This window comes from Eubacterium sp. MSJ-13, from assembly GCF_018918235.1.
In the GTDB taxonomy this organism is placed as follows: Bacteria; Bacillota; Clostridia; order Lachnospirales; family Lachnospiraceae; genus Butyribacter.
The window spans coordinates 1-13,381 of record NZ_JAHLQE010000143.1; the positions used below are offsets into that span (position 1 = coordinate 1).

General features: G+C 38.0%; 11 protein-coding genes. 10 read left to right on the forward strand and 1 reads right to left on the reverse strand.

All coding sequences use genetic code 11. From position 1 onward, the window contains the following. Positions 1–156: 156 nt before the first annotated feature. Positions 157–342, forward strand: a complete 186-nt coding sequence (rpmF, locus tag KQI69_RS08815; RefSeq protein ID WP_022223478.1) for a 50S ribosomal protein L32 — start codon at positions 157–159, stop codon at positions 340–342. 182 nt (positions 343–524) lie between these two features. Here the strand turns inward: rpmF and KQI69_RS08820 are convergent, their stop codons facing one another. Then, on the reverse strand, positions 525–1,709 hold the full coding sequence (locus KQI69_RS08820; protein WP_216565012.1) for a glycosyltransferase: 1,185 nt from the start codon (positions 1,707–1,709) through the stop codon (positions 525–527). Positions 1,710–1,944: 235 nt separating this feature from the next. Here KQI69_RS08820 and KQI69_RS08825 point away from each other — a divergent pair, with 235 nt between their 5' ends. The 9 genes from KQI69_RS08825 (at position 1,945) to KQI69_RS08865 (ending at position 13,330) form a co-directional block, all read left to right on the forward strand. Beyond that, positions 1,945–3,714: a CAP domain-containing protein gene (locus KQI69_RS08825; RefSeq protein WP_216565013.1), complete on the forward strand. Its 1,770-nt coding sequence runs from the start codon at positions 1,945–1,947 to the stop codon at positions 3,712–3,714. Between the two features lie 151 nt (positions 3,715–3,865). Then, on the forward strand, positions 3,866–4,702 hold the full coding sequence (gene dapF / locus KQI69_RS08830; protein ID WP_216565014.1) for a diaminopimelate epimerase: 837 nt from the start codon (positions 3,866–3,868) through the stop codon (positions 4,700–4,702). A 113-nt stretch (positions 4,703–4,815) separates the two neighbouring features. Beyond that, the gene (locus KQI69_RS08835) at positions 4,816–6,285 is read left to right on the forward strand and encodes a UDP-N-acetylmuramoyl-L-alanyl-D-glutamate--2,6-diaminopimelate ligase (RefSeq protein WP_216565015.1); all 1,470 of its coding nucleotides are present in this window, start codon (positions 4,816–4,818) and stop codon (positions 6,283–6,285) included. 136 nt (positions 6,286–6,421) lie between these two features. Next, the gene (priA, locus tag KQI69_RS08840; protein ID WP_216565016.1) at positions 6,422–8,668 is read left to right on the forward strand and encodes a primosomal protein N'; all 2,247 of its coding nucleotides are present in this window, start codon (positions 6,422–6,424) and stop codon (positions 8,666–8,668) included. 57 nt (positions 8,669–8,725) lie between these two features. Continuing rightward, a complete protein-coding gene (def, locus tag KQI69_RS08845; RefSeq protein WP_216565017.1) occupies positions 8,726–9,205 on the forward strand; it encodes a peptide deformylase in 480 nt (159 codons plus the stop codon). Between the two features lie 34 nt (positions 9,206–9,239). Further along, positions 9,240–10,193 carry a methionyl-tRNA formyltransferase gene (fmt, locus tag KQI69_RS08850; RefSeq protein WP_216565018.1) on the forward strand — a complete coding sequence of 318 codons (954 nt, stop codon included), beginning with the start codon at positions 9,240–9,242 and terminating at the stop codon, positions 10,191–10,193. Continuing rightward, on the forward strand, positions 10,186–11,556 hold the full coding sequence (gene rsmB / locus KQI69_RS08855) for a 16S rRNA (cytosine(967)-C(5))-methyltransferase RsmB (protein WP_216565019.1): 1,371 nt from the start codon (positions 10,186–10,188) through the stop codon (positions 11,554–11,556). Before fmt ends, rsmB begins: the two co-directional genes overlap by 8 nt. Positions 11,557–11,568: 12 nt before the next feature. Then, positions 11,569–12,633: a 23S rRNA (adenine(2503)-C(2))-methyltransferase RlmN gene (gene rlmN / locus KQI69_RS08860; RefSeq protein ID WP_216565020.1), complete on the forward strand. Its 1,065-nt coding sequence runs from the start codon at positions 11,569–11,571 to the stop codon at positions 12,631–12,633. Beyond that, complete coding sequence (locus KQI69_RS08865) at positions 12,611–13,330, forward strand: Stp1/IreP family PP2C-type Ser/Thr phosphatase (protein ID WP_216565021.1); 720 nt, start codon at positions 12,611–12,613, stop codon at positions 13,328–13,330. Before rlmN ends, KQI69_RS08865 begins: the two co-directional genes overlap by 23 nt. Positions 13,331–13,381 lie beyond the last annotated feature (51 nt).

The following is a 13,381-nucleotide window of genomic DNA, read 5'->3' on the forward strand; positions in this document are numbered from 1 at the left end:
TATTAAAAAAGTTTTTAAATTTCTTCCTTTTGACTATGACAAGGCTGAACTGTTACATAAAAAATAAAAAATCTGTCAAAACATATTGACAAGTCTCCGAATATTAGGTATAATCGGAGAAGTGTTGTAAAGGAAAAGGCTAGGAGGTGGAATGTAATGTCTATTTGTCCAAAGAATAAATCTTCAAAATCAAGAAGAGATAAAAGAAGAGCAAATTGGAAGATGTCAGCACCAAATTTGGTAAAATGCAGCAAATGTGGAGCTTTAATGATGTCTCATAGAGTATGCAAGGCTTGTGGTTCTTACAATAAGAAGGAGATTCTTGCAGAAGCAGCTGAATAATCAATTTGAGAATTTTATCATAATAAAAATAAACCCTTATCTTGGTATAGGGGTTTATTTTTATTGTTTTATTTTAACACTATCAAGTAAGTCCCCCACTTATTGCTCTACGCAATAGAAGTGGGGGACTTACTTGATAGTGTTAAAATATCTCGTGAGTTGAACAATCTGTCCCTGGTGCTCTATAAGAATTTTAAAAGTTCATTATGAAGTTGTTTTGCTCTTGCGTACCAAGTGTGTTCCTTGATTGCGTATTCAAATGCGTTTTTCTGTATGCTTTCTAGTTTTGTAGTATCATTTAATGCGTTTTCAAAAATTTCGGGCAGCTTATCGAGTTGTTTTAAATCATAAAAGATTATATTTTCATTTTGTGTAAGTATTTCATCGAGATATTTGCTGTGGTCTGTAATGCAGACTGCTCCGTTACACATAGAATTGAATATTCTGTCGTGCGCACCATCTTTGAACCATGGCATCACATTTAATGAAAGTTTGCTGTCGGCAAGTGCTTCAAGGCAACCGAGAGAAAGTTGTTTTGGGTCCATATCGATGTTTTCCGGATGTTTGCAATGAAGTTTGTCATATCCCTGTCCAACGCAATGTATCTTAAAACCAGCATCGGCAAGAGTTCTGACAACTTCGCCTCTAAAATAGCATCTTATGTAAGTATCGATAAAAATCATATTTGGGATTGCAGTCTTTATCTCTTCTCGTGTAATACCAGGAATTGCTTTTTTAAGATGTTCTTCCATTGTGAGATCATCAGGTTTGTCGGGATTTGAGATAAGGTCATGTATTATTTCGAGATAAAACATTGCATATTCGTCACCGAGTCTGTTTATTGCATTATCAAAGGCTTCAGGTGGTGTATAATTTCCGGTAAAACATATATCATATTTTCGGTTATTTAATTTTTTGAAATCACCATTTGGATAGAGGGAGGTTCCTCCTAAAGGAAGGAAAGTTCCACTCATGAGCTTTGGATAAAATTTTTTCATATATTTATCATGATATCTATCTATTGAAACTTCATAAAAAATATTTGGATGTATATCAAACAGCTCAGGATAAAAATAGGGATGATCTACTGCGATATTAACACATGGTATTTTTCTTTCGTCCCAGATGGAGATACCGTTCATATTAAAAAGAGAAGTTTCATAATGAATACCATCAAAATTGAAAGTGACAAGTATTGTGTCATACGATGTAGCAAAGTCACAAAGCTTTTCGGCGCTTTCCTCCTCCTCTGTCTGATCAAAAATAAAAATCTTATATCCTAAGGCTTCAAATCCTTTTTTTAATTGCAGTGAAAAATATTCAAGTGTTTCAGTGCCGCCTGTCATAAGTACTATTTTGTGTCTCATAATATCCTCATTTCTAATAGTAGTCTGAATTTATTGTATATAAAGTTATGTATTCTTTCTTTAAAAAGATGAAAAATTCATCTTATACAAGTAGAGTCTAATGTAAAAATTATATCATATAGACGGAAATTAACAAGAAAAATCCGTAAATTGTTTTACTTGTTTCAAAAAATTTATTATAATATACTTAGTTGTAAAAATGAAATTAGGAGAGTACAAAAAGGAGGAAAATATTATGAGATTAAAAGGGAAAAAGATTGTCTGCCTTATTTTGACGATAGTTTTATGCGTGACAATGGCAAGCGGATATGTAAGAGCTGATGATACAAAGGCACAGGGAATAAATGTAATATATCATACACAGGAAGAGATAAAGAATTTTTGTAATGCAAGTGGTGTAACAGTGAATGATAAATTGACATACGCCGAGGAACCTGTTGTCAGTGGCAGTTATTCGGCGGGTAAACTTTCTGATGAAACATTAAATAGCGCGGTAAAGATGCTTAATTGTGTAAGGTATATTGCAGGGATTTCATCAGATGTACAATTAAATGATGATTATAACAGTATGACACAGGCTGCGGCTTTAGTTGATTATGTAAATGGCAAACTTAGTCATTATCCCGAAAAGCCGGCAGATATGGACGAAAGTTTATATAAACTAGGTGCAGATGGTGCATGTCGCAGCAATATTGCATGGGCTTCATGGAGCGGTAACAGTTTAAATTGGAGCATAATAAACGGCTGGATGGAAGATGGTGATTCCTCTAATATTGATAGGGTCGGTCATAGGAGATGGATATTAAATCCTAAAATGAAATATACAGGTTTTGGTGCAGTATCAGGGAAAAAGGGAACATATAGTGCTATGTATTCTTTTGATATGAAAAACAGCAAGGCTTCAGAATATGGTGTTGCATGGCCGGCACAAAATATGCCTGTAGAATATTTTGGAACAGAATATCCGTGGTCAGTTTCTATGGGGAAAATAGTTGACATTACTTCTGTCAAAGTAAAACTTACAAGAAAAAGTGATGGAAAAACATGGAATTTTTCAAATGATGCGGCAGATGGTTATTTTAATGTAAACAATGATGGATATGGACAAAAAGGATGTATTATCTTCAAACCTGAGATGTCAGGTGACTATAGTGCAGGTGATATATATGATGTAAATATTACAGGCTTGGGTGATGGGAATGATGTAAGTTATTCTGTTGACTTTTTCAGCCTTGCAGAGCCGGCACAGTCTACAACACAGCCGACGCAGGCACCTTCATCAAAACCAACTATGTCACCGACAGCAGAGCCGACACAGAAGCCAACAGAACAACCAACTGTATCACCAACGGCAAAGCCAACACAGAAACCAACAGAACAACCAATTATATTACCAACAGCAGAGCCAACGCAGAAGCCTGTTGAACAACCAATTATATTACCAACGGCAGAGCCGACACAAAAGCCAACAGAACAACCAACTGTATCACCAACGGCAGAGCCAACACAGAAACCAACAGAACAACCAACTATATCGTCAACAACAGAGCCAACACAGAGTCCTGCCGAAGAGCCAACTGTAACACCAACAACAGAGCCGACACAGAAGCCAGCCGAACCAACTGTAACACCGACAATAGAGCCAACACAGAAGCCAGCCGAAGAACCAACTGTATCGCCGACGGCAAAGCCAGGCAACAATACTGTCACATCGGATAAAAAGCCGGCAAGAGTCAAAATAAAAAAATGGAGTGTACGAAAAAATAAGGTTACGGTTTATTTTGGAAAGGTTAAAAATATATCTGGATATCAGTTAAGATATGCAACAGATACCAAATTTAAGAAAAACCTCAAGTATAAAACTATATCAGCAGGAGCAGCAAAGACAACACTTACATTAAAAAAATCAAGTAAAAAACATTATATACAATTGCGTGCATATATTAGGAAAAATGGCAAAAAAGTTTATGGACAGTGGGGAGATAAACTTGTGCTCATTATGTGATAAATTGTTTTGCATGAATTTTAAACAGGCTGAAATCGTTGTACTAGAGGTGTGAATAATCAGTGTTTACAATTTACATCAATTATCTTATTATGAATAGAAATAGATATAAAAGCAGAATTTTTATAGATGATTTTAGGAGGACATATTTATGAAGTTTACAAAAATGCATGGATGCGGCAATGATTATGTTTATGTTGACTGTACTAAGCAGATGATAGAAAATCCGGGTGAGGTTTCAAAAATCGTAAGCCACAGACATTTTGGAATAGGTTCTGACGGTCTTATACTGATATGTTCATCTGATGTTGCAGATTTTAGAATGGCTATGTATAATGCCGACGGCTCAGAGGGGGCAATGTGTGGTAACGGTATCAGATGTGTTGCAAAATATGTTTATGATAAGGGACTTACTGACAAGAAAAATCTTACTATCGAAACTAAAAGCGGCATAAAAGAGCTTGAACTTACTGTTGAGGCTGGAAAGGTTTCGCTTGTAAAGGTAAATATGGGAGCACCTATCCTTAAGTCAAAAGATATTCCTGTTGAGGTTGATACTGAGGAGTGTATAGATGCAGATATAAATGTTGACGGAAAAGATTATAAGATAACCTGTGTTTCAATGGGGAATCCTCATGCGGTCACTTTTATTGATGAGGATGTAAATAAATTCCCTATTGATAAAGTCGGTCCTAAGTTTGAAAATCACCCTATGTTTCCTGACAGGGTGAATACTGAGTTTGTTCAGGTGTTAAACAGACATGAAGTAAATATGCGTGTGTGGGAGCGTGGCTCTGGTGAGACATTTGCCTGTGGTACGGGAACTTGTGCGACAGTCGTTGCCTGTGTTTTAAATGGTCTTACCGACGATGAGATAACCGTTCATTTGCTCGGCGGTGATATATTGGTAAAATATGACAGAGAAAACGATACGGTCTGGATGACAGGACCTGCGGTTATTGCATTTGAGGGAACGATAGAGATTTAAGCAGGCAGGAGAGCTGATTGCGAATATCCGCTTGGCTTTATGACACTGCTTCGTGGCAGCGTCTTAGAATTTTATTATATTTATTTTGATAAAAAACGGAATGGAGAACATAAATGAAACTTTTAGAGCTGATAAAAGATTTAGATTTTGAGTGCGTGCAGGGAAGCGCTGATATTGATATTACAACACTTGTATATGATTCACGAAAGGTTGAGAACGGAAGTGTTTTTGTATGCATAAGTGGTGCGGTAAGGGACGGACATGATTTTGCAAAAGATGTTGTTAAGGCAGGAGCAAAGGCTCTTATTGTTGAGAAGGATGTTAAAGTGCCTGAGGAAGTGACTGTTATCAGGGTTGCTGACACAAGACTTGGTCTTGCTGTTTCCTCGGCGGCATATTTTGGAAATCCGGCAAATGAACTTACGACTATCGGAATTACCGGAACAAAAGGAAAAACGACTTCAACATATATGGTTCGCTCTATATTAGAGGAGTCAGGTATAAAGACAGGACTTATCGGAACTATCGAGAGTATTATCGGTGACGAGGTCATTCCATCTGCAAATACAACACCTGAGTCATATGTAGTTCAGCAGTATTTCAGAAAAATGGTTGATGCAGGCTGTAAATGTGTTGTTATGGAGGTGTCTTCGCAGGCACTTATGTTAAACAGGGTAGGCGGATTTGTTTTTGATTACGGAATATTTACAAATCTTGAGCCTGACCATATTGGACCAAATGAACATAAAGACCTTGACGATTATATCCATTGCAAGAGCCTTCTTTTCAGACAGTGTAAACAGGGTATCTTCAATGCGGATGACAGCCATCTTGAAAAGATTCTTGAAGGTCACACTTGCAAGGTGGAGACTTACGGATTTTCTGAAAATGCGGATATAAAAGCATCAGATGTTCATCTTATGGATAAAGGCGGAACGCTCGGTGTTGCATATCACATGAGCGGTCTTATGGATATGGATGTTGAGATAGATATACCGGGCAAGTTCAGCGTATACAATTCGATGACTGCAATCTCAATATGCAGACACTTCGGTGTAAAGAAAGAGGTTATACTCGACTCGCTTTCAAAAGTGAGAGTCAAAGGAAGGGTCGAGATAATACCTGTATCACCTAAGTTTACGATAATGATAGATTATGCTCATAACGCAATGAGCCTTAACAGTCTGCTCACTACACTTAAAGAGTATTCGCCAAAAAGACTTGTATGCCTGTTCGGATGCGGTGGAAACCGTTCGAGAGAGCGTCGTTTTGAGATGGGTGAGGTTTCTTCAAAACTTGCTGACCTTACTATCGTTACATCTGACAATCCGAGAAATGAAGAACCACAGGCTATCATTGATGACATAGTTACCGGTGTAAAGAAAGCGGATGGCGAATTTATAACTATCATCGACAGGGCAGAAGCCATAAGATATGCCATTGAAAATGCAAAAGAGGGTGATGTTATAGTGCTTGCAGGTAAAGGTCATGAGGATTATCAGGAGATAAAAGGAAAGAAACATCATATGGATGAAAGAGAACTCATCGCCGATGTCGTAAAAGATGGAAACTTTATCAGATAACTGAGCCTAAAGCGAGGGGGCTTCTTGAACATTAGTTCAAGAAGATACAAAAAGCTGAAAGCAAGAGCTTTTAAAACTGAAAGTTTATGGGAATACTGAACGATAAAAAATTGGAAAGAAAAATTAGGGGAAAGAAATGATATTTGCTGATGTGATAATAGATATATCAGTTAAGAGTCTCGACAGGCCGTTTCAGTATATCGTGCCTGAGGAGATGGAATTTGACATTGATATAGGCTCGGTCGTAAAGATTCCATTTGGAATCGGGAACAGGCCGATGACAGGTTATGTCGTGGGACTTTCCGGCGAGGCGAAGTTTGATGTATCAAAAACTAAAAGCATACTTGAAATAATGAAGCAGGCAGTGGTCGTGGAATCACACCTGCTTTCCCTTGCTTATTGGATAAAAGAGAATTACGGCTCTACGATGAATGATGCGATAAAAGCGGTCATGCCAGTAAAAAGGGAGATTAAAGAGCAGATAAAAAGAATTATATATCCCGCAGTTGAAATAGAAAAAATGAAAATTAAAAGGGATGAATTTGAAAAGAAACATAATAGTGCAAGGGTAAGGCTTCTTGATGAATTTCTTAAGCTGGATAGGGAAACTTATAATGCAGGTCTTGATTATTCTTATGTTACTAAAAAACTTAGGCTTACTGCGAGTGTGATAGAGGGACTTAGAAAATTAAATATAATTACTGTTGATGCTATGCAGCAGTATAGGAATCCTGTTGAGCGTACCGATGATATTCCAGAGATAAGACCTGTTTTAAATGGAAGGCAGAAGCACATTGTCGATGCGGTTTTAAACGATTATATAACAGATATAAGGGGAACATATCTTATACATGGAATAACCGGAAGCGGAAAGACAGAAGTATATATGAACATTGTTGAGAAAATCATCTGTCTTGGAAAACAGGTTATAGTCCTTATTCCTGAGATATCGCTTACTTTCCAGATGGTAGACCGTTTTTATAAAAGGTTTGGAAACAGGATTTCAGTAATGCATTCAAGATTGTCGGCAGGCGAGAGGTTTGACCAGTATACGAGAGCAAAAAACGGTGAGATAGATGTTATGATAGGTCCGAGGTCGGCTCTTTTTGCACCTTTTCAGAATCTTGGACTTATCGTTATCGACGAGGAACATGATACAAGTTATCAGAGTGACATGCCGCCAAAATATCACGCAAGGGAAGTTGCTATACAGCGTGCAAAGATGGTCGGTGCCAGTGTGATATTAGGTTCTGCAACGCCCTCGGTTGATTCTTATTACAAAGCAGTAAAGGGCCGATACAGGCTATTTGAACTAAATGAGAGAGCAGGTAATGCCGTTTATCCAAAAGTCTATATTGAGGATCTTAGAGAGGAATTAAAGGCGAAAAATTATTCCATATTCAGCCGCAGGCTTGATGAACTGATGCGTGACAGGCTTCAAAAAAAAGAACAGATAATGCTTTTTTTGAACAGGCGTGGTTTTGCGGGTTCTGTTTCATGCAGGCAGTGCGGTGAGGTGATAGGATGTCCGCATTGTTCCGTAGCATTAAAGCCTCATATGGCAGGAGGCAGAGTGTCATATCTTATGTGTCATTATTGTGGTTATAAAATACCAATGCCGGATAAATGTCCTGAGTGTGGTTCGATTTATATAAGCAGTTTCGGGATAGGGACTGAACAGGTTGAGCAAATGGTAAAAAAGAGATTTCCAGAAGCTTCGGTTCTTAGGATGGATGCGGATACGACAACAGGAAAACATGCACATGAAAGTATAATTAAAAGCTATTCAGAGGGCGGTGCAGATATACTTATCGGTACGCAGATGATAGTTAAGGGACATGATTTTGCAAATGTTACACTAGTTGGGATTCTTGCTGCCGACCTGTCTTTAAATGTAGGTGATTATCTTGCAGCAGAAAAAACTTTTCAGCTTACCACGCAGGCGTGCGGACGGGCGGGCAGGGCAGATAAGCCGGGGGAAGTTGTGATCCAGACGTATCAGCCTGAACATTACAGTATAGTCTGTGCAGCACAAAATGATTATAAGGATTTCTATAAGCAGGAGATAGTTATAAGAGAAATGTTGCAATATCCGCCGATTTCAAATATACTAGGAGTGTTGGTGCTTTCTGAAAATGAGAGCAGTGCGGACAATCTTGCAAAGATACTGGCAGACAGGATGAAATTGTATCATGATGTTACGGTTCTTGGTCCGACACCTGCTGCTATTGCGAAAGCGAAGGATATACATCGCAGGATGATATATGGAAAATGCGTGGATTATGGAATACTATGTTCGGTTAAAAACAGTTTTGAAGAATTTATGCATGAGACAGATTCGTTTAAAGATTGCAGACTGAATTTTGAATTTAACTGCATATAGGAATAGTAATTTAAACATTAAAATAAAATTTTAAACAAAAACGGAGGATACAGATTTATGGCAATAAGACAGATCAGAACAATTGGTGATGAGATACTTACAATGAATACAAGACCAGTTAAGGAGATGACACCGAGGATTAAAACTCTTATCCAGGATATGCTTGATACAATGTATGAAGCGCAGGGGGTAGGACTTGCCGCACCTCAGGTCGGGGTATTAAAACAGATAGTAGTCATCGATGTAAGTGAGGAAGGCAACCAGCCTATCGTTCTTATAAATCCTCAGATAATAAAATTGTCAGGAACACAGACAGGTCAGGAAGGCTGCCTTAGCGTGCCTGGAAAAGCAGGTATAGTTACGAGAGCGAATTATGCAAAAGTAAGAGCTTTAAATGAGGATATGGTCGAGATAGAGGTTGAGGGAGAGGAACTTTTGGCAAGAGCACTTCAGCACGAGATAGATCATTTGTCAGGAATCCTTTATGTTTCAAAAGTAGAGGGCGAGCTTGTCAGTGCGTCTGCTGATGAGGAGTAAATAAAAAGGCTATGTGCAGAAAAGAGGTTGGAGTATGAATATAGTTTTTATGGGAACACCTGATTTTGCGGTCGGAACACTGAACGACCTTATAAAAAGCGAACATAATGTTACAGGAGTCGTAACACAGCCTGATAAACCAAAGGGGCGTGGAGGAAAGATGATGTTTACTCCCGTAAAAGAAGCAGCGGTTAAGGCGGGAATAGAGGTATATCAGCCTGAGAAAGTAAAAGACAGTGAATTTATTGAGGTATTAAGAAAGTTAAATCCTGATGTTATAGTAGTTGTAGCGTTTGGGCAGATATTACCGAAGGAGATACTTGAACTTCCTAAATACGGATGCATGAATGTTCACGCATCACTTCTTCCAAAACTCAGAGGTGCAGCACCTATACAGTGGTCTGTAATAGATGGTGATGAGGAGAGCGGCGTTACCATTATGCAGATGGATGAGGGACTTGATACAGGGGACATGCTTCTTGTAAAAAAATATAAACTTGATAAAAAGGAGACAGGTGGAAGTCTTTTTGACAAACTTGCATCATTTGGCGGGCCTATGATACTTGAAGTATTGAAACAGGCAGAAGAGGGAAAATTAAATCCTGTAAAACAGGATGATTCAAAACATACTTACGCAAAAATGTTAAGTAAGGCTACAGGAGAGATTGACTTTTCAAAAACGGCTGTTGAGATAGAGAGACTTATAAGAGGTTTGAATCCGTGGCCAAGTGCATTTACACATATCCACGGAAAGATGTTAAAGATATGGGAAGCAGATGTTTTAGATGACAGGGAAGCTGCTGAATATGATATATCAGATGTAGACAAGGGTCATATCGCATATGTTGACAAAAATAAGATGCTTATAAGCACAGCGGATGGTTATCTCGATGTAAAAGAAGTTCAGCTTGAGGGCAAAAAAAGGATGGAAACCTCGGCATTCCTTCGTGGATATAAAGTAGAAAAAGGGGAAGCTTTAAATGGCTGATGAAGTTAATATAAGAAATCTTGCACTTGATGTCATTGTATCTGTAATGGATAAAGGTGCTTATTCAGATAAGGCGGTACATGACGCATTAGAGAAACATCAGGGGCTTGAAAAAAGAGACAGGTCATTTTTTACAAGGCTTTGTCAGGGAACTATAGAGTATGCGGTTGAGTCAGATTACATTATAGATTCATTTTCCAAGACAAAAGTAAAAAAAATGAAACCTGTCATACGCGGTATACTGCGTATGGGAGTGTATCAGATACTGCATATGGACAGCGTACCTGACAGTGCCGTGTGCAATGAGGCAGTCAAACTTGCAAATAAGAGAAAATTTACAAACCTTAAAGGCTTTGTGAATGGTGTTTTAAGAAATATTTCAAGAGAGAAGGATAATATAAAATTTCCTGAAAAAAAAGATGGATTTTGCAGATACGCATCAGTCAGATATTCAATGCCAGAATGGATAGTTGAATATTTTAGTGCCAATTATGGCGAGGTAAGGACAGAAAAGATTTTTGAGGGATTTCTTAAAGCAGACAGGGGTGTCAGTGTCAGATGCAATATTTCAAAGGCAGCACCTGGGGAAGTATTTATGATGCTTCAAAAACAGGGCATTAAGGTAGAGAAAAGCGAACTTTTTGACTATGCATTTACCATTGACGGGTTTGACAGGATAACTGACATTGATGCATTTAACATGGGATATATACAGGTTCAGGACCAAAGTTCCATACTTGCAGGGCATGTATCAGTGATAAACGGGGGAGAAAAGATAATAGATATATGTGCTGCTCCGGGAGGAAAGACGATGCATGCAGCCGACAGGCTGAAAGCTGTGGAAAGCGGGAATGCAGGGAAGATAATTTCATGCGACCTTACTAAACAGAAAGCAGATCTTATCAGAGAAAATGTAGAGAGAACTGGATTTGATAATGTATCTGTTATAAAAAATGATGCCCTTGTGTATAAAAAAGAATGGGAGAATACAGCAGATATAGTTATAGCTGACCTTCCTTGTTCGGGGCTTGGGGTTATCGGAAAAAAATGTGATATAAAATATAAGACAACTAAAGAGGATATCATCTCATTATCTGAGATTCAGAGAAAAATACTTCAAAATGCCAGCCGGTATTTAAAAAAAGGTGGACAGCTTCTTTACAGTACATGTACAATAGCTAGAGAAGAGAATGAGGATAATGTAGAGTGGATACTTGAAAATCTGCCTTTTAAAAAAGCAGATATTTCAAAAAGGATGCCGGAAGGATTAAGAAAATATATGACGGATGATTCATATATACAGATATTGCCTGATATGGCACAGACAGACGGATTTTTTGTGGCGGCATTTATAAAAAAATAGGATGGTGATATATTGGCAGAAGATAAGATTGACATTAAGAGCTTGGACTATACACAACTGCAGGAACTATTAGAGAGTATGGGTGAAAAAAAATTCAGAAGTAAACAGTTATATGAATGGATTCATAAGAGACTGGTTCTTGAATTTGATGAAATGACAAATCTCTCAAAAGATATGAGAAAAAAACTTGCCGGCACATGTACGATAGAAGGTGCAAGAATCATAAAAAAACAGGTATCTTCAGATGGAACGGCAAAATTTCTTATGAGACTTTCAGATGGAAATACAGTGGAAAGCGTGCTTATGAAATATAAGCATGGAAACAGTGTGTGTATATCGACACAGGTAGGATGCCGTATGGGCTGCAGATTTTGTGCATCGACAGTCGGGGGACTTATAAGAAGCCTTAAGACTTCGGAGATGCTTGACCAGATATATGAGATACAGCGCACTACCGGTGAGAGAGTTTCAAATGTTATATTGATGGGAATAGGAGAACCCCTTGATAACTATGACAATGTTGTTAAATTTATCAGAATGTTATCAGATGAAAATGGGTTAAATATAAGTCAGAGAAATATCACATTGTCAACCTGCGGTCTTGTAGACAGACTGAAAAAACTTGTTGATGAAAAGCTGACTATCACGATAGCAATATCACTCCATGCACCAAATGATGAGCTTAGGCGTGAAATGATGCCTATAGCAAACAGATATTCCATAAATGAGATAATCGATGCATGCCGTTATTATGTTGACAAAACGGGCAGAAGGATTACATTTGAATACAGTATGGTGGAAGGGAAAAATGACAGCAGGGAATGTGCCATGCAGCTTATAGAGCTTGTCAGGGGTTTAAACTGTCATATAAATCTCATACCGTTAAATCCGGTTGAAGGAAGAATGGGGCAGCGCTCAAAAGGTGCAGATATCCAGGCATTTAAATTGCTACTTGAAAAAAATCACATAAATGTTACTATAAGAAGAGAGATGGGCAGGGATATAGATGCTGCCTGTGGACAGTTAAGGAATAAGGAAAAAGGAGGAAACTACGATGAAGGCATACGCAAAGACTGATATTGGAAGCAAACGAACCATGAATCAGGATTCTGTTTACTGTAATGAAAATTCAGTTGGTAGTTTCCAGAATTTGTTTATTGTTGCAGATGGTATGGGGGGACATAAAGCGGGTGATTACGCATCAAGGCTCTGTGTTGAAAAAATGGTCGAAGCTATTGAAAAAAGCAAGAGCGTAACTCCGGTTACGATTTTAGAAGAGGCTGTTACAGAGGCCAATTCAAATGTTTTGGCAGAAGCAAAGACAAATGTTGAATATGAAGGCATGGGGACAACTATGGTTGCATGCACGCTTCAGGAAAATACATTATATATTGCTAATATTGGAGATTCTCGTTTGTATATTATAAACGATGATATTAGACAGATAACAAAGGACCATTCATGGGTAGAAGAAATGGTTAAAAAAGGTGAAATTACAGAAAGTCAGGCAAGGATACATCCACAGAAAAATATAATTACAAGGGCATTAGGGATAGACGAAACTGTCCATGCGGATTATTTTGAAGTGAATGTAAAAGCTGATGATAAAATTCTCATGTGCAGTGACGGTCTTACAAATATGGTTGAGGATGATGATATAGAATACATAGTGCGTCATAGCAGTTCTGTTGAAAAGGCAGTAGAAAATCTTGTTGAAAAAGCAAATGAGAATGGTGGAAAAGATAATATTACTGTTATTTTAGTGCAAATATAGAGTAAATGTTATTGAACAAAAAGATTTTAAATGAGAAAGTCGCCATAGGGC